This window comes from Paenibacillus terrigena DSM 21567 (assembly GCF_000374845.1).
In the GTDB taxonomy this organism is placed as follows: domain Bacteria; phylum Bacillota; class Bacilli; order Paenibacillales; family Paenibacillaceae; genus Paenibacillus_K; species Paenibacillus_K terrigena.
On the sequence record NZ_KB895412.1, the window covers coordinates 114,518 to 136,490 of the forward strand.

At 41.5% G+C, this 21,973-nt stretch carries 21 protein-coding genes and 1 riboswitch; of the genes, 15 read left to right on the forward strand and 6 right to left on the reverse strand.

The window, feature by feature from the left end:
- Window positions 1–48 precede the first annotated feature (48 nt).
- Window positions 49–1,209 carry a tryptophan synthase subunit beta gene (gene trpB, locus C558_RS0100580; protein ID WP_018754257.1) on the forward strand — a complete coding sequence of 387 codons (1,161 nt, stop codon included), beginning with the start codon at window positions 49–51 and terminating at the stop codon, window positions 1,207–1,209.
- 682 nt (window positions 1,210–1,891) lie between these two features.
- Window positions 1,892–1,971: riboswitch (glycine riboswitch) on the forward strand.
- Between the two features lie 156 nt (window positions 1,972–2,127).
- Window positions 2,128–3,516 (forward strand): amino acid permease, encoded by a 1,389-nt coding sequence (locus C558_RS0100585; RefSeq protein WP_018754258.1) that lies wholly within the window; start codon window positions 2,128–2,130, stop codon window positions 3,514–3,516.
- 136 nt (window positions 3,517–3,652) lie between these two features.
- Here the strand turns inward: C558_RS0100585 and C558_RS0100590 are convergent, their stop codons facing one another.
- A complete protein-coding gene (locus C558_RS0100590; protein WP_018754259.1) occupies window positions 3,653–4,789 on the reverse strand; it encodes an agmatine deiminase family protein in 1,137 nt (378 codons plus the stop codon).
- Window positions 4,790–4,864: 75 nt separating this feature from the next.
- Window positions 4,865–5,692 carry a MerR family transcriptional regulator gene (locus tag C558_RS0100595; protein ID WP_018754260.1) on the reverse strand — a complete coding sequence of 276 codons (828 nt, stop codon included), beginning with the start codon at window positions 5,690–5,692 and terminating at the stop codon, window positions 4,865–4,867.
- A gap of 194 nt (window positions 5,693–5,886) precedes the next feature.
- On the opposite strand from C558_RS0100595, the gene C558_RS0100600 reads away from it, so the two are divergent.
- The 7 genes from C558_RS0100600 (at window position 5,887) to C558_RS0100630 (ending at window position 11,451) form a co-directional block, all read left to right on the forward strand.
- Entirely contained in the window at window positions 5,887–6,741 is an 855-nt protein-coding gene (locus C558_RS0100600) for an ABC transporter ATP-binding protein (RefSeq protein WP_018754261.1), read from the forward strand.
- Complete coding sequence (locus C558_RS0100605; protein WP_018754262.1) at window positions 6,734–7,390, forward strand: ABC-2 transporter permease; 657 nt, start codon at window positions 6,734–6,736, stop codon at window positions 7,388–7,390. The genes C558_RS0100600 and C558_RS0100605 overlap by 8 nt, the downstream gene beginning before the upstream one ends.
- A complete protein-coding gene (locus C558_RS0100610) occupies window positions 7,387–7,752 on the forward strand; it encodes a GntR family transcriptional regulator (protein WP_018754263.1) in 366 nt (121 codons plus the stop codon). Before C558_RS0100605 ends, C558_RS0100610 begins: the two co-directional genes overlap by 4 nt.
- Window positions 7,753–7,823: 71 nt before the next feature.
- Window positions 7,824–8,207 carry a hypothetical protein gene (locus C558_RS0100615; protein WP_018754264.1) on the forward strand — a complete coding sequence of 128 codons (384 nt, stop codon included), beginning with the start codon at window positions 7,824–7,826 and terminating at the stop codon, window positions 8,205–8,207.
- A 262-nt stretch (window positions 8,208–8,469) separates the two neighbouring features.
- Window positions 8,470–8,934: a hypothetical protein gene (locus C558_RS0100620; protein ID WP_018754265.1), complete on the forward strand. Its 465-nt coding sequence runs from the start codon at window positions 8,470–8,472 to the stop codon at window positions 8,932–8,934.
- Window positions 8,935–9,037: 103 nt separating this feature from the next.
- A complete protein-coding gene (locus C558_RS0100625; protein WP_018754266.1) occupies window positions 9,038–9,745 on the forward strand; it encodes a DNA alkylation repair protein in 708 nt (235 codons plus the stop codon).
- A 146-nt stretch (window positions 9,746–9,891) separates the two neighbouring features.
- The gene (locus C558_RS0100630) at window positions 9,892–11,451 is read left to right on the forward strand and encodes an SAM-dependent methyltransferase (RefSeq protein ID WP_018754267.1); all 1,560 of its coding nucleotides are present in this window, start codon (window positions 9,892–9,894) and stop codon (window positions 11,449–11,451) included.
- A gap of 117 nt (window positions 11,452–11,568) precedes the next feature.
- Here C558_RS0100630 and C558_RS0100635 read toward each other — a convergent pair whose 3' ends face one another.
- The 3 genes from C558_RS0100635 to C558_RS30080 form a co-directional block, all read right to left on the reverse strand.
- The gene (locus C558_RS0100635) at window positions 11,569–12,759 is read right to left on the reverse strand and encodes an MFS transporter (protein WP_018754268.1); all 1,191 of its coding nucleotides are present in this window, start codon (window positions 12,757–12,759) and stop codon (window positions 11,569–11,571) included.
- 259 nt (window positions 12,760–13,018) lie between these two features.
- Window positions 13,019–13,990 (reverse strand): phosphotransferase enzyme family protein, encoded by a 972-nt coding sequence (locus tag C558_RS30075; protein WP_018754269.1) that lies wholly within the window; start codon window positions 13,988–13,990, stop codon window positions 13,019–13,021.
- Window positions 13,968–14,531 (reverse strand): RIO1 family regulatory kinase/ATPase, encoded by a 564-nt coding sequence (locus tag C558_RS30080; protein WP_018754270.1) that lies wholly within the window; start codon window positions 14,529–14,531, stop codon window positions 13,968–13,970. Before C558_RS30080 ends, C558_RS30075 begins: the two co-directional genes overlap by 23 nt.
- Before the next feature lie 184 nt (window positions 14,532–14,715).
- Between C558_RS30080 and C558_RS0100650 the strand changes: the two genes are divergently transcribed.
- The 3 genes from C558_RS0100650 to C558_RS0100660 are packed head-to-tail and all read left to right on the forward strand — an operon-like array spanning window position 14,716 to window position 18,868.
- Entirely contained in the window at window positions 14,716–16,008 is a 1,293-nt protein-coding gene (locus tag C558_RS0100650; protein ID WP_018754271.1) for a glycosyltransferase, read from the forward strand.
- A 51-nt stretch (window positions 16,009–16,059) separates the two neighbouring features.
- Window positions 16,060–17,706 carry a CotS family spore coat protein gene (locus C558_RS0100655; RefSeq protein WP_018754272.1) on the forward strand — a complete coding sequence of 549 codons (1,647 nt, stop codon included), beginning with the start codon at window positions 16,060–16,062 and terminating at the stop codon, window positions 17,704–17,706.
- 19 nt (window positions 17,707–17,725) lie between these two features.
- Window positions 17,726–18,868: a glycosyltransferase family 4 protein gene (locus C558_RS0100660; protein WP_018754273.1), complete on the forward strand. Its 1,143-nt coding sequence runs from the start codon at window positions 17,726–17,728 to the stop codon at window positions 18,866–18,868.
- A 104-nt stretch (window positions 18,869–18,972) separates the two neighbouring features.
- On the opposite strand, the gene C558_RS33545 is transcribed toward C558_RS0100660, so the two are convergent.
- Window positions 18,973–19,254 (reverse strand): hypothetical protein, encoded by a 282-nt coding sequence (locus tag C558_RS33545; RefSeq protein WP_156825948.1) that lies wholly within the window; start codon window positions 19,252–19,254, stop codon window positions 18,973–18,975.
- A 247-nt stretch (window positions 19,255–19,501) separates the two neighbouring features.
- On the opposite strand from C558_RS33545, the gene C558_RS34905 reads away from it, so the two are divergent.
- The 3 genes from C558_RS34905 to C558_RS0100680 are packed head-to-tail and all read left to right on the forward strand — an operon-like array spanning window position 19,502 to window position 21,918.
- On the forward strand, window positions 19,502–19,627 hold the full coding sequence (locus tag C558_RS34905) for a hypothetical protein (RefSeq protein WP_018754275.1): 126 nt from the start codon (window positions 19,502–19,504) through the stop codon (window positions 19,625–19,627).
- Entirely contained in the window at window positions 19,624–20,916 is a 1,293-nt protein-coding gene (locus tag C558_RS0100675) for a UDP-glucose dehydrogenase family protein (protein ID WP_018754276.1), read from the forward strand. The genes C558_RS34905 and C558_RS0100675 overlap by 4 nt, the downstream gene beginning before the upstream one ends.
- Window positions 20,917–20,967: 51 nt before the next feature.
- A complete protein-coding gene (locus C558_RS0100680) occupies window positions 20,968–21,918 on the forward strand; it encodes an NAD-dependent epimerase/dehydratase family protein (RefSeq protein ID WP_018754277.1) in 951 nt (316 codons plus the stop codon).
- Window positions 21,919–21,973: the final 55 nt, after the last annotated feature.

Below are 21,973 nucleotides of genomic sequence, written 5' to 3' on the forward strand. Positions count from 1 at the left end.
ATATAGTATGCAAACATTACCAATTCATAGTTATGGAGGCGCATACGTATGGACCAACAATTGCAGCAAGAGGGGTACTTTGGGGAGTTCGGGGGCAGCTTTGTCCCACCGGAATTGCAGGAAGTGCTGAACTATTTGAGCGAGCAATTTTACAAGTTTCGAGACGACCCGGAGTTCAAGGAAGAGCTTAGCTATTACCTGCGCGAATATGTTGGTCGCCAGAGTCCGCTAACGTATGCTGAGCGGTTATCCGAAGCTTGGGGAGGCCCCAAAATCTACTTAAAGCGCGAGGATCTGAATCATACTGGAGCGCATAAGATTAACAACGCGATTGGCCAGATTCTGCTCGCGAAGCGGATGGGGGCGAAGCGGATTATCGCCGAGACCGGTGCCGGACAGCACGGTGTCGCTACGGCAACGGCCTGCGCCATGTTTAATATGGAATGCGTCATTTACATGGGAGCGGAAGATACGCGCCGCCAGGCGCTTAACGTGTTCCGGATGGAACTGCTCGGCGCAACCGTCATTCCGGTTCATAAAGGACAGGGACGACTGAAGGACGCGGTGGATGAAGCGCTAGATGATCTGGTTCGAAACTATAAAAATACGTTTTATCTACTCGGTTCCGCGGTTGGTCCGCATCCGTTCCCGACGATGGTCAAGCACTTCCAGGCGGTCATCAGCGAAGAGTCGAAGCAGCAGATGATGGAGAAGGAAGGACGATTGCCGGATGCGGTGGTGGCATGCGTGGGCGGCGGCAGTAATGCGATTGGTGCATTCGCTCACTACATCGACGAGCCGAGCGTACGCTTGATTGGCGTCGAACCTGACAAGGCGCCAAGCTTAACCCAAGGTGTACCTAGCATTATTCACGGCTTCAAGTGCTTAGTGTTGCTGGACGAGGAAGGCCAACCGCAAAAGACCTATTCGATCGCTGCGGGACTCGACTATCCGGGCATCGGGCCGGAGCATAGCCACTTGAAGGTGACAGGACGGGCCGAATACGCGACCGTCACCAATGAGGAAGTGCTGGAAGCCTTCCAGGAGCTGTCCCGCACGGAGGGCATCATTCCTGCTCTAGAGAGCGCGCACGCAGTTGCATACGCCAAGAAGCTGGCGCTTACGATGAGTCGGGATCAGATTCTCATCGTTAACCTGTCTGGCCGAGGGGACAAGGATGTTGAACAAGTGTTTCAAATGCTCAAATAATATTCGCAAGTGCTTTGGCCGTCAGGAAGTTGATCTGACGGCCTCGCATTTATATTGGGCCGTCATCAATGCGGTATGAATCGATCCTATATCCTCCCGGTCGGCCTGAAGGCCAGTCCGTGCAGATTATCCTACACCATCACTTTCTAACACGGAATAAAAGTTATCGCGGTCATCGTTATCGAATTTGCCAAGCGTCCGTACCCTGACAAATTTATGTCCACCATACATGTCTATTTCCTCACCGTAAAAGAGGTTAAAACTTGATTTTGATCACTCTGTCATGCAGATCCTCCTTTTCTGTTTTTCGTAATGGCCTTGAATTCATTGTGTTCTCTCTTTTGCTCAATTTTCATTTGATTAACCTCCAAGCTTTTATTATTTGAGAGAATAAGAGGCTTTTCTTACTTGTAAACTTACCGTTATAGACAGCGCGGAGAACCTTACCACAAATCGGCACGTTGACAAAACATTTGAACGTGATTAGTATTAGAAAATATTTATAACCGTTGTGAGAAAACCACTATCGAGGTTATTCAAAGATGAGCGACCGCGTTTAGAGGTAGGTTTTATCGCCAAATAGAATTTTTTAGTTTCGATACGTCGAAACTTTTATAAATTCTATTGTGGTAAAAAACAAAATAGTAAGCAAGCTATGATTGCTATGGATCGTACTATAGCAGGAGCAGCTTCTGGAGAGACCGTGGAATTCCACGGCGCCGAAGGGTTCACAATCTCAGGCAAAAGGACAGAAGAGTATTAAATATTTACTTTGTTATATTGGAATAGGTATAACAAGTCTTATTTATTATTCTTTTGATCAAGAGATTGGAGCGCATCCAATCTCTTTTTTATGTGTGAATAATTGTTAATTATTTCACATGAACGGTTTTTTACTTGAATAAGGGGGAATATGCTATGGCACAACAGGAATTGAAGAGAGGTTTAGAGAATCGGCATGTTCAGCTCATTGCCATTGGCGGAACCATTGGTACCGGGTTATTTTTAGGATCAGGCAAAGCGATTCAACTGGCAGGACCATCCATTATCTTTGCTTATCTTATCGTGGGTATTGCCATTTTTTTCGTGATGAGGGCGCTAGGAGAGCTATTGTTGTCGAAGGCCGGGTATCAATCTTTTACAGACATTGCTGAAGACTATCTTGGGCCACGGGCCGCGTTCGTAACCGGATGGACCTATTGGTTCTGTTGGATCATGACGGCCATGGCCGATGTGATTGCTGTCGGGGTATACGTGAAATATTGGTTTGATATCCCGCAGTGGATCCCTGCAGTCATCTGTTTAATCATTTTATTATCACTCAATCTATTAACGGTTAAGATTTTTGGGGAATTGGAATTTTGGTTTGCACTAATCAAGGTCATGACAATTCTGGCGCTGATTGCTATTGGAGTTGTTTTGCTGGTCATCGGATTCCAAACAGATGCAGGAACGGTGAGTGTCACAAATATTTGGGGGCACGGGGGATGGTTTCCAAACGGCGTTTCGGGGTTCTTACTTTCATTCCAAATGGTTGTGTTTGCCTATGTCGGTGTGGAGCTAGTGGGTGTATCTGCAGCGGAGACATCCAATCCGGAAAAAAATATCCCGTCGGCGATTAATAAAATTCCGTTAAGAATTCTATTCTTCTACGTCGGTGCATTGATCGTCCTATTATGCATTAACCCATGGACGGAACTCACTCCATCCGAAAGTCCCTTTGTTAAAACGTTTGCTTTGGTCGGGATTCCTATTGCCGCAGGAATTATTAACTTTGTTGTACTAACGTCAGCCGCCTCAGCTTGCAACAGCGGGATGTTCTCAACAAGTCGGATCTTATATAATATGGGCAAGAATAACCAGGCTCCAATCGGCTTTGCCAAACTTAATAAAAATCATGTACCCAGCAACGCGTTATTCATATCTACGCTTGTCCTATCTGTGGGAGCTCTTCTGAGTAAGCTTATTCCGGAGCAAGCATTTGGCATCGTGACAACCATTAGTGCCATTTGTTTTATCTGGGTATGGGGTGTCATTCTAATTTGTCATTTGCGGTATAAAAAAACACAGCCGGAATTACAGGAAAAATCGAAATTTAAGGCACCGTTTACGCCATTTATTAATTATGTTGTCCTAACGTTGTTCGCCATCATTCTCATGATTATGCTGTATGCTGAAGAGACGCGTCCGGCCTTATTGTTGACACCAATATGGTTTGTTCTATTATTTACTTTGTATGCGAGCAGAAGAAGGAAGGAACAGCGTAACAAGCTATCAGGAAAGAATCAACAATCAACAGATGCCTGACCTATGCGATGCTAGTGTTGTATTAACGTGCCTTTTGATTTCTCGGAGTAACTTGGCCTTGCCGCAGGCAAGGCCTGTTTCTGCATGTATGACTAACATACATGAGTCATCTTCCTCACAATTGAAATAAACGCGATCATTTTAAATTAACGGGTTGTTGTTGTGTAACACAATGAATCATACCACCATCTTTATAAAGTTCTCTCACATCAATGCCAATAACCTTACGATCAGGGTATAGTTTCTGGATGGTATCGTTAGCTATTTTGTCATTAGGATCATGATAATTTGGCACTAATACAACGGTATTTCCAATGTAATAATTGATATATGAACCTCTGTACCCCAAATTCTTTCCGTTATCTAGCACGACATTGTTTTTGGTAATTGGTAAATACGCATATTGATAAGGCTTGTCAAAGGCATTCTTAGCGGTCATTAATGTGTTAATATCCTTATTGGAGACTCCCCATTCTTCTAAATCCTCTTCTTTCATTGTAATCAGTGTAGATTTATTATAAAACTTAGCAAAACCATCAATATGGAAATCTGTAATATCCAGATCTGGTACACCATCTAACCAAATAAAATTCGTAACACCAAGATTTTCTTCTATCACTTCTTCAATTTCTGCTTCTGATAATTTAGGATTTCTATTTTTGTTCGTAACCGCACTACGTGTCGATAAAAATGTACCATGACCATCTAACTCAAATGCGCCACCTTCAAGTACGACTTCATTGAGATCGATGCGTTCCATACCCAACTGTTTGCTTAGTTTGTTCCCAATGGAGGCATCTTTTTTATACGGCGTTTTCTTGCCCCATCCATTAAAGCCCCAATCCATAAGTTTAAGATTTTTATCTTTGTCGTATACAAAAATCGGAGCTGTATCTCTTGCCCATACATCGTCCGTAGGAATAATATAGAAGTCAATTTTGTCCATATCTATACCCTCATCATATAGAAGATCATAAATATATTCTTTTTCGTATTTATCGTATGCGATAATATGAACATTTTCCCCTTCGCTTAGAGCGCTTGCCATCTCGATCCAAATGGATTCAAGCTTTTCTTTATGACCATTACCATAGGTAAAGTTATGAGGCCATTGCAACCAAGTGCCTTCATGTTTGCTGCTCTCATCAGGCATGGTGTAGCCTACATATGTTTTTTTCATGTTTTGACCCTCATCGGCTTTACTTTGCGTACACCCTAATAAGATCCCAGCCGTTAATAAAGCCCCAGTGCACAATACAATCATCTTATTCATGTCCCAATCTCCTTAAGTTCTAGTTGCTTTCTCTTGTAGTAGAATAAGCTTTGACATTGTGTCAAGGTCAAGCCATTATTGTCTTGCTTCGTTGATGACGGGAAAACAGACTTGTGTCACATACTCCTCCACAGGGCAGTCACATTCTGAACCTTTCAAGTAAGTTTCATAAGGCGACCCATCCAAATCGTAGCCATTGCTTTCTATCCATTCTTCAAGAGCCATATGCGCGTACCCAATATAATCATAACTTCCGATATGCAAGGTCGTAGCAATAAACTTTTTGGGGAGTGTTTTTATTTCCCAGTCACATGATGCATCTTCGTCATTTCCCTGCACGATCGGGATCATCAATTCAATATCGCTGTGATCTGGGGTATATTCTTCATCGAAAAAAATGGCAGACGGAACACCAAGTAAGTGAATAGTACTCTCTTCTGCTTTTTCGTATAAGGAATCAATATACTTGTCCATGTTATCCATATTCATCTTCACTCTTTGACTTAGGATACGGATCTCGTTTCTCATGCCGAGCAGGATATCATAAGATCTTCTTTCTCCTGGAATAAAATTCACCTTATCTTCAATCATCTCTTGCATTTCTGCAATAATCTGTTTGTATCGATTCATCTCATGTGATAATTCATGGATTTTGGAGTGAATCAATCCGGTCAACGATTCCCTGTCTGATGTCTGAAGGATTGTTCTGATTTCCGGCAGGGAGAATCTATATTCTTTCAGTTTCTTGATTCGTAATGCCATCTCTAATTGACTCTTCTCATAATACCTATACCCGTTCGTTGTATCTACATGTACTGGTTTTAAGAGTTCTTCCTTATCATAGTGTCGTAACATGCGTGCACTCATTTTGCACAGCTGAGAAAATCTGCTGATCGTGTACATATTTCTCTCTTCCTTCGTATGGTATTTCATCATTATATTATTCTAATACATACGATTCATACAATTTTTCGCCGATAGACCCGTTAAGCTGAATAAAAATATCCAAAATTAGGTTATAAAACAGTTGACTTCATAACTCCCATCATGGTACATTGTGCATGCACAACATACACAATTTGATGAGGAGGTACGGTATGCTGGCATTAGACATTCGTAATTTAAATAAGAAATACCCCAATTTTCAGTTAAAAGACGTATCGTTTCAACTGGAAAAGGGTTATATTATGGGCTTTATCGGAGCCAATGGCGCAGGGAAAACAACCACGATAAAATCGATTTTGAAAATGATTCATATCGATAGCGGCGAGGTATGCATTTTGGGTAAGAACATCGCCGAACACGAAATCGAATTGAAGCAAGAAATCGGATACGCATTCGGCGACATCGATTTCTATACGCGCAGCAAGGTGAAGACGTTGACCAATGTCATTAAGAAGTTCTATAAGAATTGGGATGATGGAGCTTATTACAACTATCTGAGAAGATTCAAATTAGATGAAAACAAAAAAATAGCCGAATTATCGACGGGGATGAAAGTAAAGTACAGCTTAGCCCTTGCTCTATCCCATGGCGCGAAGCTTCTCGTCCTTGATGAACCGACAAGCGGACTCGATCCGGTCGCTAGAGACGATCTGTTAGATATTTTTCAAGAACTCATCGTTGATGGCGAAATCAGCATTCTTTTCTCTACTCACATTACATCCGACTTGGAGAAATGCGCTGATTATATTACGTTCATCGAAAACGGGCAAATTATCGCCAGTTCTGAGAAAAACGAATTTATGGAGTCGTATCGTTTACTTAGTGGTAGCGAGAGTCAGTTGCACCAAGTGAAGGACCAGTTGATTTCCTACAAAATCAATTCTTTCGGCTTTACGGGATTGATCCATACCAGAGACTTTGACCCTTCTTCCGATATTAGAGCAACGACGCCGAGTCTTGAGGAGATTATGATTTATTTCGCGAAAAAGGAGGATATGTATGTATAACTTGGTGATGAAGGATTTGAAATTAGGAGTAAACCCTTGGTTCTTTGCACTTCCATTGCTCATGGGCGCTTTAATGCTTGTTCCCGGTTGGCTCTATTTTCTCGTTCCTCTGTATTTTTGTTGGATAACGATACCGAATATGTTTGCCGGGTTTAGAACGCAGAACGATTTGATGTTTACCACGATGATGCCCGTAACCAAAAAAGACATCGTGAAAGCCAGGGTAACCGTTATTGTCATCCTGGAATTATTACATCTTGTCCTTGCGATGATCTATGGCATGATCACGATCCGCCTATACCCGAATCTGACCTACTATTTCTTCGCACCGCATATGGGTTTTTGGGGACTATGTTTTGTCATGCTCGCGATCTTCAACGTGATCTTTATATCCATGTATTACAAGACAGCGTATAAGTATGGCGGGGCGGCGGCCGCATCCATTACGGCCGCTATGCTGTTTGCCGGAGTTGCACAATGGCTCGGAATCCAGAACTCTTTTATCTCTGACACGTTCAATGGTAGCGGAGTTGACAATACGGCGCTTCAAATATCGATTTTGATCGCAGGAATCGTGATATTTATTGCATTCACTATGATTGCTTATCGCATTGCGGTCCAACGGTTCCTAAAAGTTGAAATCTTATGAACGTATCGATCTCGAATACATCTGAAAAACCGATTTATCAGCAGCTTTTCGAACAGATCAGCGCTCAAATTCTGAAAGGCGAGTTAGAGAGCGGTTATTGTCTGCCACCCATTCGACAAGCTGCCCTGGAGCTTCGTGTGAGTGTCATCACTGTAAAGAAGGCTTGGGAAGAACTCGAACGAAGCGGTTTGATCAATACCGTAACAGGTAAAGGGTGTTTTGTAGCCGAATTCTCGTCAGATGAGAAGCTGCGAATACGCAACGACATGATCCTGAAGCAAATGGAAAGCGACACAGCATACTACAAATCCTTTGGCCTCACCCTAGATGAAGTGATTGAGCTGCTGAAAAAAAATTATTAACAGCCTCTCTATACTGTCCGGTCGGTGGCAAGTGTACTTATTCAAAAATTACACAAAGGAGTTGAATCGTCATGAAAGGGTTAGGTAGAATATTTCTCATCGGAACGTTGCTGCTTATTGTCGGAGTCTTGTGGGCGTTTACGATGAATGGCATTGGAACGAAAGAGTGGATTTTGCTACTGTCAGGAACTATATTGGGAATCATAGCCGGGATGGTTCAAGGATGGGTACTAAATCTCAATAAACGAGGGAAAATCGGATCGGGCATGAAGATATTCGGAATAGTTGGAGCAATCATCTTGCTTGTTGCTCTGAAAGTCACAATAAATATCTCGATTCCTTCGTATTTAGCTACGAGTGAGAATGGAATCTGGGTGTCAATTGTTTTTGCCATTGGAGGCCTTCTCCTCGGACGCTCTTACTACTCCCGCCTCTCGGGAGCCTCGGTAACTTGATCTCGCTCGGCATGATCAGGTTGGTTGGCGATGAGAGTCTTCGGATTATTGGATAATTTTTGACAAGGCGCCCAAATGGGCGCCTTTCATTCGCTTTGAGGCAATTTTTTTGGCGGGAAATCATGAAGACGCAACAACATCGAATATTTAAAGAGGTTTTTGTTAATACCAGTCTATGTAAGCAATTTTCTCTTATATCATTTTTGGTATACTATTTGGTAGATAAGAGGACTAATTTGAAATTTGAGAAGGAGAGATGGAAATGTCGTATATCGTTGATTTTAAGAATGTGTCTACGGTTGGTTTAGAGTCTTCCCCTGTAGCAGAAGCGCTTGCTGGTTTACGTGCGAATGAAGCTCGTTACTTTATGAACAAATACAAGCATGAATTTACGGTTGTACCCGCTAGCGAAAGTCAGGAGACCCTCGATTATGCGAACCGCATTTTGAAAGAAGAACGTAATATTGAGTTTGCGGCCAAGCCTTTAGAAACGTCACGTTTTCAAGTGGAAAATATCCAATTTGCCTACGTTTTCTACGAGGATGGTCTTGCGATCAATGTCATGTATACGGTGGATGACCCTAAGAAGCGGGCCGTTGGTTTTAAGCTGTCTGAGGGAATGGAAGTGCCAAAGGAGTTAGAAGAGAAGTTTAAGTTTGCTAGGCAGAAGTCTAAACTAGCCGGAACTATTCGGGGCTCGTTTTTTGTGATTAAAGGACAATATTAAAGTAAGCAAGAGCTCCCTCCACCGTTATGGCGGAAGGGGGCTTTTATGTGCCATTTATTTCTTTACATCGTGATAGTATTTCATTAAAAAGGAAGTGCGAACAATGAATCTAGAAATGGTTATGCAAGAGCTTGAAGCTCTCGGTAAGGAACGCACCAAGAAGATATACCTATCCAATGGCGCACGCGAACCGCTTTTTGGCGTGGCTACAGGCGCGATGAAGCCCATCTTCAGGAAAATAAAACACAACCAACCATTGGCTGAGCAGCTCTATGCCACAGGGAATTACGACGCTATGTACTTTGCCGGGGTGATCGCGGATCCCAAAGCAATGTCTGAGGCGGACTTTGAACGGTGGATTGATAGAGCTTATTTTTATATGCTGTCGGATTATGTGGTAGCAGTAACTTTGGCAGAAACGGATATTGCACAAGAAGTTGCCGATAAATGGATTGCAAGCGATATAGAGTTGAAAATGTCGGCGGGCTGGAGCTGCTACTGCTGGCTGCTCGGGAATCGTCCAGACAGTGAATTTTCCGAAGAGAAAATTGCTGATATGTTGGAACTTGTAAAAAATACGATTCATGATGCTCCTGAACGCACGAAATACGCGATGAATAATTTCATGTACACTGTTGGCGTATCCTATCTGCCGCTTCATGATAAGGCGGTGGAGATCGCGAAGGAAGTTGGCCCGGTGGAAGTCAATCGCGGTAGCGCAAAGAGCAAGTTCTTGAACGCTTCCGTTAATATTCAAAAGGCGGCAGATAAAGGGCAGCTCGGCTTCAAACGAAAATATGTAAGGTGTTAGTCCAATAATGGCGAAAAATTTTGTTCGGATTAAGTTCTGGCAGAATAGAATTAGGGATTACACGATAAATAGGTTATGATGGCAGGTAAGAAAAATGAATGTGATGAACAGGTATTAAAAAACTAGCAGAAGCAGGATAAGAGTGAATGACAAATAATAAAGAACAACGTTACCGTTTTAGTGAAGCACCGATTTGGGATTTGCAGCGCACTTATTATGAAGAAAAAGGAATGAAGGCTTGGAATAACGACCAAGTTCCTCAATATATAACGAGTAATCCGATGATCGCGACTTCCTATGCAGAAATGATATTTGGGTTTCTTCAGGATCGGGCCAGTCAGGAACATGGATCAGAGCCTGTGTGGATTGTGGAGCTTGGAGCAGGAGCGGGACGATTGGCTTACCACGTGTTACTTGAGTTATGTCGATTGAGAGATTATGCGGGGATGTCGTTACCTCCGTTCCGTTACATTATGACCGATCTGGCAATGAACAATGTGTTAGCTTGGAAAGAGCATCCCGCCTTACAATCCTTTATTGCGGAAGGAGTACTCGATTTTGCGCGATTTGATGCTCTTCATGATACAGCTCTGAACCTGATTGTAGCTGACACAACCATTAGTGAGGGGAATTTAACACAACCTTTAATCATCGTTGCAAATTACTTCTTTGATAGTATTCCACAAGAGTTGATTTATGTCGGTAATGGTCACATTTACGAAGCGGATGTGATTGTCGAGAGTCCTGAAAATATCGATTCACTCCAACCGTCAGAAGCCTTAAATCAACTATCTTTGCATTATGAGCATCGACGGGCACCTGAGTATGAACAAGAAACCTACCCTTACCGTGACATCATTGCCGTATATCAGGAACAGTTAGAAGATTCGCATATTTTATTTCCCGTTGCGGCCTTAGCTTGTTTGGAACAGTTGAATCGGTTGTCTCAGAAGGGCTTTCTATTAATAACAGCAGATAAAGGAGATCATCTGCTTGATAACTGGAAATTCTCCGAACCGCCAGAGTTGGTACTACACGGAAGTTTTTCTTTAACGGCAAACTATCATGCTATTCAGTATCATTATGAACAAAGAGGAGCTATGGCTTTATTTCCTCCGCATCACTATAAGAACATCAATGTGGGTTGTGTTCTCAATTTGGATATGCCGAAGGAATATGCGAATACAAGATTAGCTTATCGTCGATTTATTGAACGCTTTGGGCCGGACGATTTTTTTAATATGAAGGAATGGGTAGATCGCAATATAGATAGCATGCATCTACAGCAAATATTAAGCTTTTGGCGTTTAGGTGGATATGATGCGGAGTTTTTGATTCAGAGTAAGAAGCAGATCTCTAGTCTGCTGCCAGATGCGAACGATGAAGAAATGTTGGATATATTAAGAGGCATTCAGATCATGTGGTCATCGTATTACATCATGGCGCAGCGCTATAACTTAGCACTGGATGCTGGATTGATCCTGTTTGAGATGGAAATGTACGAAGATTCTAAGCGGTTTTTGGAAATATCGATGCATTCGGACCAGGATCAAATGGCATCAACCGTATTTTATTGTCTGGCCATTTGTTGTATCGAGTTAGAATTAGACGAAGAGGCATTGCAGTACACACGAAAGTTATTAGAACTTGAGCCTGACCATGAAGAGGCACTGGCATTATTAAGCCATTTGAATAGAGGATACTGAAACCCAGTTTAGTATGCACATCGTCTGTATTTAAAAAAGAAGTATCAAAGAACAACTTAACGTTCTTGATACTTCTTTTTTTAATTTAAATGAAAGATTAACTTTGTAGCTTCCCTATTATGCTAATTTCTTTTGTTTTTGGTCTAAAAGATGACTAAAGAAAGTTAGCATACTTGCACAGACTGCAACAACCCCACCGACCCATGTCACATTCATTAAAGTCCCTTGATGGTATACAATTCCGCCTAATGCAGAACCAAAAGCGATACCTACGTTGCTTGCCACTGGCATAAGTGAAGCAGCCAGCCCTGTTGCTTTTGGCTGATAAATTCCGGCAAGGTCTATTAAATAAAGTTGAGTAGATGTTGTTAAGAGGATGCCCATTAACGACATCAAGCCAATGTTAGCAAGTCCTAAAATAAAATGATTTGTCGTCCAATATAAACTTGTCAGAACAACTGCCTGCAAGAGAAAAACAAACCGAAGTCGTCCGATTGCATTGTGGCTGGCAATTTTACCAGCGAGGATGTTGCTGAAAATCGAGATAAATCCGTAGCCAAATAAGATTATACTAATTGAATGATTTGGTGCTCCCATTCCCTTCAAGATTGGAACAAGGTACGTAAAAACGACATAAGTTGCGCCAAATCCGAGAGCAGGAATGAAAAAAGCCATCAAAATTCGTGGCTTGGTCAATAAAGAAAACTGATCCCGTATCGAACTGCGTATTTGGCTGAGCTTATTAGGCAAAACGAAAAAAGATGTCAAAAACGCCAATCCACCTAGGAAAGTAGTTAACACGAAAGTAGCATTCCAGCCATACCGTTCGGCGAGGACAGTACCAATTGGGACTCCAACGACATTTGCAAGTGTGAAACCACCGAAAACAAATGATATAGCAAGTCCACGTTTTGCGATGGGCATGGTTTCACTTGCAACAATCATGGCTAAAGAGATTAAAACTCCTGTTACAATCGCCGTCAAAATCCGAAATGCAAGGAGCATGATGTAGCTTGTCGAAATTATGCACAGAGCATTAAGGATTATAAACGATCCTATCAAAAACAACATCCATTTACGCTTTGGAAAATGACTTGTTGCTGACATCACCAGTGGTGTGGCAATGGCAAACGTAATCGCAAACGCAGAAACGAGTGTACCTGCTTTTGCATTTGTGATATGCAGGCTCGAGGCAATATCGGTTAAGATTCCGACAATAACAAATTCGCTTGTCCCGAGAACAAATGTTAATAAAGTAAGTGTTAAGATGAGCAACCAATGTCTTCTGGATAATTCTGTAGCGTGCATATATACCTCTTTTCTTAGATGAATGTAAATGTGTCACAGGGTAGATACACAATTTAAGCATCATACCATAAACTATTTTAGTTAGGAAAGTCCTTACTTATTAAATGGCGGATAATGGATTACCAGGAACTGTTATGGATGCAGAGTTAGCTGAAAATGATTTAAGAAACACACTTTTTTATACGAGTCGAAGCGGAATACAGCATCGCTAATCGTGTTAAAGCGGACAAAAACGAACCTCTTGTTCCCCAGAGGTCCGCTATTTATTTTCGTTATTTTCTCGAAGTATTTCATGAAATCTACTATTTGATAAGAGCCACCGAATCAATGGAATTTGCTTTCGAAAATGTCTACGCCATTTCTCTTCAGGATTAGCAGCATATGCGGATTGACATAGGAAAAACAAACTCACTCGAGCTATGGCTACAGGAAGAATACTTACTTCTTCTTCCGTAAGACCAATGTACTCTTTTATAAAAAGCTCATCAAAACCCTTGGTGTATTTAGGCAAAATGATATATATTACCCACATGGAATAAGCGATGTCGTGAATTCTTTTTCCATGTTCCATGAAATCAAAATCCATAATACTATATACTTCATTATCTTTATATAATTGATTCCAGAAGTGCCAATCACCATGAATAATGGCTGATGGCAAGTCCTTCTGTGATTGATTCCACGTCGCCATGATATCCTCTGCTAGCTTTTCCGCTTCTGAGAGCTGATGACTTGGAATTCCTGGTATTCTCTTCAAATCAGCTAGAGCGTTCGAGTAATAATCAGATGGTCGGTTGAAAGACCAGACAGGCTCTGGTCCTGATTGGGGAAATTGAATCGCTTGGTGAAACGTACTAAGCATACGGGCACTCGCTGCCACTTGTTTGGGCGAGTTTTGAAAGGTTTCCGCTCTCACAAAGGGAGTAACCTGCAGCAATTTATCATTGAAAGAGATGAATGCCTCCCCTTCTTGTGTAAGAATCGGATTTAGGACAGGCAGTCCTTGTTCCGTTAAATTTGCAAGTACGGTTTGTACGTAATTTAGATGCTCAACCCTATTCGATCGGTTCATTATTCTGGCTACAAATTCTCCTTTACTTGTCTCGATCTTAATATTCAGATTGTAGGATCCTCCTAATTTACGCCCTACCCCTTTAAGCTTTCCGACCGGAAATGAGTCGCTTATCATTTTGAGTGCGAATAAAACGTCAGTTGGCAAAGACGTCCCCATACCGATCGCTCCTTGTCGCTATATGATCCAGCCATATTAAATACATATCTGAATCCAAATCTTTGATGTGCGTCATGAATGGACCCAATAATCCAAGCTTCGCTAACCCCTTGAGCATTACCTTAGGTACTGGATACTCCTTATTATATGAATTCACCAAATCAATAATTTTACAAGTATGCTCGTGGATATAAATGTGAAACAAGGCAATATCTATTCTCGTAAATCCCAGGCGTTTCATTTCATGAATAATGTACAAAATTTGCTCGGATTCAGCTCTTGAGATCGTCTTGGTATTTTCCAATGTTCTCTTTAATGAATGTCCATGAATAAACTCTAAAACCAAGTAGTCCTCACCATATTCATATAATTTAGGAATAATCGGAGATCCCTCAGCAAGACGGTAAGCTGTATACTCCATACGTGCATGTTCCTTATTCTTGTAAAATTTAATGCAGCGGTCGGCTGAGATCCGATAAACCATTCCTTGTTTTCCACGCCCGATTAAAACGGCATCAGTAGGTAAATGTTGCTTATCCAATCCCAATCCCACCCCAAAATGAAATGTATTTAATTTATCATATTTGATATTTAGAAAAGAAACATAGGAGTTTGACTAATTTTAAATACGTTTATCTAAAATCCACGAATGTACAATCATCCATTCACCTAATGACATATGCATAGTGATAGAACAGACCAACCTGTTATGTGGAGGTGATTCCATGCTAAAAAAAAAACGGGGAACACCGAAAAACACCATTATACCAAGAAAGCGAAGGCAAACCTCAAAGCCAAAAAGCGTTATTCATGCTTCCCCCCCTGTAACCATTAAGACTCCATTATTAATTAATCGTTCGGTTCCAATGCGAATCTTAATGGTGTTAGATCAGTTAAATATAGGCGGTACTGAAACCTATACACTTTCTGTTACACGCGAACTGATTAAAAAAGGAGTATTCGTTGTTATCGCTTGTAAAAAAGGTAAGCTTCGTGAACATTTCCTCGGGCTAGGCTGCCCTGTTTATGAAATTGATTTTGTTTTGGATAATTACGAACTTGATTACCAGAATCAAAATAAAAATTTAGAGTTATTAAAATCTGTTATTAGCTCGGAACAAATTGATCTCGTTCACTGTCATCAGGTCCCATCAGGCAGTTTAGCGCTATTAGCAGCTAAGCAAATGCATATTCCTTGCGTGTTTACCGTCCACGGAACCTACTATGACATGGATATCTTAGAATCTTTACAGAGAGGATCAACAATTACTTGTGTGAGCCCTTCCATTAAGCGACTTCTTCTATCCAAAGGAATCGATACGAAGGTCATCTCCAATGGGATCGATAATCACGAATATCATAAGTATGGTCCTGCTTATTTACAGCATTTCCGTACTAAGCTAGGGCTTCCCCGAGACGCTATCGTGGTCTTGTACGCTGGTCGATTATCCTGGGAAAAGGGTGAAATATGTGAAGAAATAATTCACACCGTAGATTCATTACGTAAAGATGGCTACTCCAATTTGCATCTAATTATTGCGGGTGGAGGAAACAAACAACAGGACATTTTAAAACTCATAGATAAGAAGCATCGTCTGATCAATGAACATTTCATTCATTATGTCGGAGAAATCACGAATATGGGGGTGTACTATTCCATTAGCGATTGTGTGATTGGAACGGGAAGAGTAGCACTTGAAGCCATGTCCTGTGAGAGGCCTGTTATTGCAGTCGGTACGAAAGGGTTTTTAGGTATTGTCAATCCGGATAAGTATGAGAAAGCGTGGGATAGCTGGTTTGGTGACCATGATGATGACAATAAATACTCAAGAGCTATGTTGACTTTCCATCTTATGAAACTAATCACAATGGAAGCTAACGAAAAGTCTTATTTGGTCCATTCCGGTAAACAATTTGTAACACAGCGATTTCCCATATCGCAAACGGCGGAGAGCTTAATGAGCATCTATTTGCGCTCAATAATTGAAGATGATTATAACTATATTGCTCAACAGTAATTAATTTAGCTAATATCACTTATTCTAAAAAATAAATATGGAGTGATGGTGGTGGAAAATTACCAAATCGTCCCTTGGGCTGAGCAAGTCTTATCCCCTGATGTAGTGCATGAACAGTATGTACCTCCCGAATTGGAAATGTTGGCAAGACAGGTCATGGAGCAATATGATATGCAGGTCAATGAAATGGTTCTGATAACATCCAAGCCTGACAAAGGCGGAGCTATTTGGAAAATAGGTACAGATAAAGGAAACCGCAGTATTAAAGTTCTACACAGACGCCCTCAAAGAAGTCTCTTCAGTATTGGAGCGCAAGAGTACATGTCTGGCTTGGGATATCGGGTCCCTTCGTTCATTCCAACCCGAGATGGAAGTATCTATGTTGAAGCAGGCGGTAAACTGTGGATTGTGACGGAATGGATAGAACCATTGCTGCCTGTTTCTAAAATAGATTTGGAAGGAGCCGCCGAGCTTTGCTTTGGCTTAGGAGAGTTCCATAAAAACTCCAAAGGTTATGTTCCTCCTTATGGATCAGAAAGATCGTCAAGGATATATGGATGGACCAAATATTATGAAAAAATAATTGCCAAAATACGCTGGTTCAGGGATATTGCACAGGCTTACCCGGAAACCGCAGCTAGTGGAAGCTTACTCGCAGTAGTCGATGATTTCGAGAGGCAGGCTATTGAAGTTTTTGAAAAGTTCAAGCTGTCTCCTTATACTAAAATGATAGCCAAAGGAGAGCCTCATTGGGGGCTTGCTCACCAGGATTATGGTTGGTCGAACGGTCAAATGGGTCCGGGTGGTATTTGGGTTATCGATTTAGATGGAGTGTCCTACGACCTTCCATTTCGCGATCTACGTAAGTTAATTACCAGTACTATGGATGATATGGGCGTCTGGGACGTGACCTGGATTCGTGGAATGATCGATGCCTATCATCAAGCAAATCCAATTGATCAGGAGACGTTTGAAATATTGTGGTTGGATATGGCATTTCCTAATGAATTTTACAAGCATGTTAAAGAAATTGTATTCGAACCTTTGTTGTTCCTTCAAACAGAGCTGGAACCGATCCTGCAAAGAGTCATGGCAACGGAAGCAAGCAAGTGGCAGGTTTTAGCTGAACTTGAAATGGATAAATTAAAATACCCTGCCGGAGATTATACTACGGAAGAAATTACGCCGTTTGTCTTCGAGCGTCCGGTCCTTATCCCAGGTAACATGATTCTTACTGATCCTGTAGCAATAGAGACTTCTTCACCTACTCTTGAACAAATTTACAATCCTGAACGAATTGCTTCCAATACGGAAACTCCTGTTTATACACCCCAAATATTGGCTGATAATGCATCAGAAATACAAACTCCAGTCATCGTATCCGATCCAGGGCCTACTCTAGTCCAAGTACCAACACGGGCACCAAAGAAATTTACTCTCCGAATACCAAAACGCCGTACTTCACCAAAACCAAAGCGTATCAAAAAATTAAGCAAGTTCAAAAAGAAAAAGCAAAAGAAACTTATAAGAATAAAACCAGGCACTAGGAAGTATAAGCGTGGTACCAAAAAATTCCTTTACAGAAAAATCGTTCTATTCAAGCTTAAAAAGAAAACTACAAAACGAAAAAGAGGATTTAAGAAAACCACAAAAGCACTGAGAAAGAAGAAAAGTTACTTAAGACGAAAAACGGCTTGAAGAAAGGAGCTGTTAACAAGTGAACATTTTGATGATCTGTACGGAAAAGCTGCCTGTCCCCAACATTAGAGGAGGAGCCATCCAAACATATATTTGTGGGGTGGCTTCACTATTAAGCAAGCATCACAGGATTACGATTCTCGGCAGAACGGACCCCGATTTACCCCTCGACGAAATTGTCGATGGTATCCGCTATGTACGTGTTGATTCTGAAGGATTGCTTGATGTTTACTCCAGGGGAGTGATTAGCTTTCTAGAGCATACGACAGAACATTTTGATATCATTCATATCTTTAACCGGCCAAGGTTGGTTCTTCCCGTCAGGAATGTTGCTCCTTTCTCCAGAATTATTTTGAGTATGCACAATGATATGTTCAATCCGTATAAGCTACACAGCAGTGAAGGAAATGCGGCTATTGAACAATTAGAACGGATTATTACAATAAGCAATTATATTGGTACTGCGATCTGTGATTACTATCCTCATGCAGCTCACAAGTTAAAGACGATTTATTCGGGCGTTGATTTAGATCGGTTTGCACCCTGGATGGAGTCACCGAGCGCATTGCGTGCCCGTGAAAGCCTCAGAGCGGAATATAACCTTCAGAACAAAAAAATAATTTTGTTCGTCGGAAGACTCTCCCGCAATAAAGGCCCTCATGTATTAGTGCGTGCTATGTCTAAATTAAACCATTCGGATGCTGCACTTGTTGTTGTTGGAGGAGCTTGGTACAGTGATAATACAATAAGTGATTATGTTGCTTACGTTAGGGCTCTTGCAGAACGGGCACCTCTTCCGGTAATAACAACGGGATATGTTCAAGCTCACGATGTTCACCGCTGGTTCTATGCAGGAGATGTTTTTGTATGTACTTCTCTGTGGCAGGAACCCTTGGCCAGAGTTCATTACGAAGCCATGGCAGCCGGACTTCCTTTCCTTACAACAGCGAGAGGCGGCAATCCTGAAATCATTGTCAACAATAACGGCTTATTGGTAACGAATCCGGAAGACCCCAGTGAATATGCAGAAAAGCTAAATACCATGCTTTCAGACATGAATCGAGCGCGTCAAATGGGTATTAACGGAAGGCGGCTGGCAGAAAGAAATTTCACATGGGAACGTGTCGCTAATGATATACGATCTGTTTGGGAGCAAAGATAAATAGCCTTTCTTACAGAATGATCCAGTCCCAAATTTTAAGTGAAAAAGCCTCTAAAACCACTCTGAAGGTGGAGATAGAGGCTTCTTTTTGATATCGTCATTGCTTAAGCTTGTTCCTCTTCTTCCTCTTCATCATCATCATCGTCATCATCGTCATCTTCGCCATCTTCATCATCATCATCGTCATCATCGTCTTCATCGTCCAAATCTAAACTATCTTTGGAGCCATCAGCCATTTCCACTTCAATTTTTTCAACATTAGCCCAATCTACATCTTTCAGCAAGTCGCTGACTTCCCCGTCCTCCAAAGCATAATCTGTTTTGTCACCATTTGAATACCCTACTTGAATCTCTTCTACACCTTCATAGGCTTCCAAATACTTCAACACTATTTCTAAATTTAGCAATCGTATCATTCCCTTCAATATATTTCGAAACGTAACAGGTTTCCATGTATAATATGAGATTTCAATCCAGATGATTAGGCTTTTGATAGAGTTGATTAGTGGAATATGAATTGTCCTCAAAGTAACGCGCATTTAACGGCTATTACTCTCCTATAAACGCCCTCACATTTAGATAATTCCATCATAAATTAATAATGTCTTAATATAGACAAGGAGGTAAAGGCATATGAAGGGATTAATTCTCTGTGCAGTGAAACAATCCGAAGCTTTCATAGACAATGAACCATTCCTCCTACTTCACTTCTCTGACGGACTGCTTACAGAGACGTATCGTGGAGGGCCAATAATATGAATATTCTAATCATGGGTATGGGATATGTCGGGGTGACTACCGGATTGGTATTTGCCGAACAAGGGTTGAATGTAACCGGGCTTGATACCGATTCTATGAAAATCCAAACGTTATCAGAAGGCAAGCTTACATTTTATGAACAGGGGCTGGATGACTTATTACTGAAACACCTTAAATCTGGTAACATACGCTTTACCTCCTCGACGAAGCAGGCAATACGTGACAACAACATCATATTCCTTTGTGTAGGAACTCCTTCGGATAAAGATGGAAGCGCTGATCTTCAGTTCATCCGTGGAGTTGCCGGTAGTATAGGTAAATATATGAATGAATATAAGTTGATTGCTGTGAAAAGCACTGTCCCCATAGATACTAACTATAAATTGGTCCATTGGATCCGTGAGGCTCAATCTACTCCTAACGAATTCGATGTTGTATCCAATCCGGAGTTTCTTCGGGAAGGCAGTGCTCTGCAAGATGCCTTAAATCCAGACCGCATCATTATAGGAAGTGATAGCTCTCATGCAATTGATATGATCAAATCCCTATATGGGAAAATATCAGCCCCTTTCTTCGTTACTACAGCAAGAACAGCAGAAATGATTAAGTATGCTTCGAACGCGTTCTTGGCAACTAAAATTTCCTATATGAACGAATTGTCAAGGCTTTGCGAGACGATTAAAGTCAACATATCTGATGTCGCTGAAGGAATAGGAATGGATCACCGGATAGGCAAGCATTTCTTGAGAGCCGGGATCGGATACGGTGGATCTTGCTTTCCGAAAGATATAAAAGCTCTACTATATACCGCTAAGGAGCATAACACGGATCTGAGCATACTCGAAAAAGTATATCAAGTGAACCAAACGCAATACTCTCATTTCTTGAATGTTTGGGAACAAAAACTAGGCGGATTTAGCCATAAAACCATTGCGATTCTGGGCATCTCCTTCAAACCCGACACCGATGATTTAAGAGAAGCACCAGCGATTTCCATCATTCAAGAACTACTTGAAAAACAAGCAATCGTTAAAGTTCACGATCCTATAGCTAAGCTTCCCTTCGGTTTGCTGTCCAGTAAACTTCAACAATTCGACTCGCTTGAGGAGACGTTAGATCAATGTGACGCTGTTATCCTCTGTTCAGAATGGGATGAATATAAGTTAGCGGATTGGACTCAAATGCAAGCTTACATGAACCAGCATTTCATTTTTGACGGAAGAAACATGCTGGACAGTAAGCAGCTGATAAAGCTAGGTTATCATTATCATGGCATCGCTAATGAATAAAGCTTTTCACTGTATTGTTGTTACTCGGAAAGTTTTTAGGAGGCGTCATTCATGAAAATATTAGTTACAGGCGCAGCTGGATTTATAGGTTCACATCTTTGCGAGCGGCTTCTGCAAGATACTAGCCTTGAAGTCATTGGCTTGGATGCTTATGTGAAGTCATCTACTCCTGTTCATGCGAGAGAATATAATCTAAGATATCTACTTCAGCATCCCAACTTTACTTTTATTCAACAAGATTTACTAAAGGTACCTTGGGATCAACTTCTTCCTGGTGTAGATATCGTATACCATTTGGCCGGGATGCCTGGAGTACGTTCCAGTTGGGGAGAAGATTTTAAATATTACATTACCAATAACATTGAGGCGACCCAAAGGCTGCTTGAAGGCTGCCGCTCCTACCCGGTCACCAAATTTGTCTATGCATCGACTTCTTCGGTTTACGGTGAAAAAACAGGTCAGGTTAACGAAACTTCCAGCACGGAGCCACTATCTCCTTATGGAGTAAGCAAACTGACGGGAGAACAACTGTGCAAAGTATATGCTCATAATGATCGTATCCCCGTTGTAATCTTAAGATTTTTTACCGTATATGGTCCAAGACAGCGGCCGGATATGGCATTTCATAGGTTTATTAAGAACATTTTGCAAAATAAGCCAATTCCGATTAACGGGGATGGGAAACAAACCCGTGATTTTACTTACGTGGAAGATTGCGTATCTGCCATTGCTGCGACGGCATATGCCGATAACATTATTGGAGAAACAATTAATATTGGAGGTAAAGAACGTGCTTCCGTTCTGGATTGTATAGCCATTCTTGAGGAGCTGTTCAACAAAAAAGTGGAACAGCAGTTTATGGGCAAACCAATTGGAGAACCCAGCCATACTTGGGCAGATACCAGCAAGGCACAGTCCCTTCTGGGATATGAGCCAAAAACAGATTTGCGCAGAGGCCTCACAGCCGAGATTCTCGATATAGTTAATAACCCTTTCTTATAACGTATGTCAATATAGAGCATATGCTACTGGTCAGAACGCATTACAGTCGTAATGT

What these genes read in the sequence shown, in the direction of transcription:
- C558_RS0100595 (WP_018754260.1), bottom strand. Translation starts at nt 5,692, where the DNA reads ATGTACACGATCAGCAGATTTTCTCAGCTGTGCAAAATGAGTGCACGC.
- C558_RS0100610 (WP_018754263.1), top strand. Translation starts at nt 7,387, where the DNA reads ATGAACGTATCGATCTCGAATACATCTGAAAAACCGATTTATCAGCAG.
- C558_RS0100590 (WP_018754259.1), bottom strand. Translation starts at nt 4,789, where the DNA reads ATGAATAAGATGATTGTATTGTGCACTGGGGCTTTATTAACGGCTGGG.
- trpB (WP_018754257.1), top strand. Translation starts at nt 49, where the DNA reads ATGGACCAACAATTGCAGCAAGAGGGGTACTTTGGGGAGTTCGGGGGC.
- C558_RS0100680 (WP_018754277.1), top strand. Translation starts at nt 20,968, where the DNA reads ATGAAAATATTAGTTACAGGCGCAGCTGGATTTATAGGTTCACATCTT.
- C558_RS34905 (WP_018754275.1), top strand. Translation starts at nt 19,502, where the DNA reads ATGAAGGGATTAATTCTCTGTGCAGTGAAACAATCCGAAGCTTTCATA.
- C558_RS0100630 (WP_018754267.1), top strand. Translation starts at nt 9,892, where the DNA reads ATGACAAATAATAAAGAACAACGTTACCGTTTTAGTGAAGCACCGATT.
- C558_RS0100585 (WP_018754258.1), top strand. Translation starts at nt 2,128, where the DNA reads ATGGCACAACAGGAATTGAAGAGAGGTTTAGAGAATCGGCATGTTCAG.
- C558_RS0100635 (WP_018754268.1), bottom strand. Translation starts at nt 12,759, where the DNA reads ATGCACGCTACAGAATTATCCAGAAGACATTGGTTGCTCATCTTAACA.
- C558_RS0100620 (WP_018754265.1), top strand. Translation starts at nt 8,470, where the DNA reads ATGTCGTATATCGTTGATTTTAAGAATGTGTCTACGGTTGGTTTAGAG.
- C558_RS0100675 (WP_018754276.1), top strand. Translation starts at nt 19,624, where the DNA reads ATGAATATTCTAATCATGGGTATGGGATATGTCGGGGTGACTACCGGA.
- C558_RS0100615 (WP_018754264.1), top strand. Translation starts at nt 7,824, where the DNA reads ATGAAAGGGTTAGGTAGAATATTTCTCATCGGAACGTTGCTGCTTATT.
- C558_RS30075 (WP_018754269.1), bottom strand. Translation starts at nt 13,990, where the DNA reads ATGGGGACGTCTTTGCCAACTGACGTTTTATTCGCACTCAAAATGATA.
- C558_RS0100625 (WP_018754266.1), top strand. Translation starts at nt 9,038, where the DNA reads ATGAATCTAGAAATGGTTATGCAAGAGCTTGAAGCTCTCGGTAAGGAA.
- C558_RS0100600 (WP_018754261.1), top strand. Translation starts at nt 5,887, where the DNA reads ATGCTGGCATTAGACATTCGTAATTTAAATAAGAAATACCCCAATTTT.
- C558_RS0100650 (WP_018754271.1), top strand. Translation starts at nt 14,716, where the DNA reads ATGCTAAAAAAAAAACGGGGAACACCGAAAAACACCATTATACCAAGA.
- C558_RS0100605 (WP_018754262.1), top strand. Translation starts at nt 6,734, where the DNA reads ATGTATAACTTGGTGATGAAGGATTTGAAATTAGGAGTAAACCCTTGG.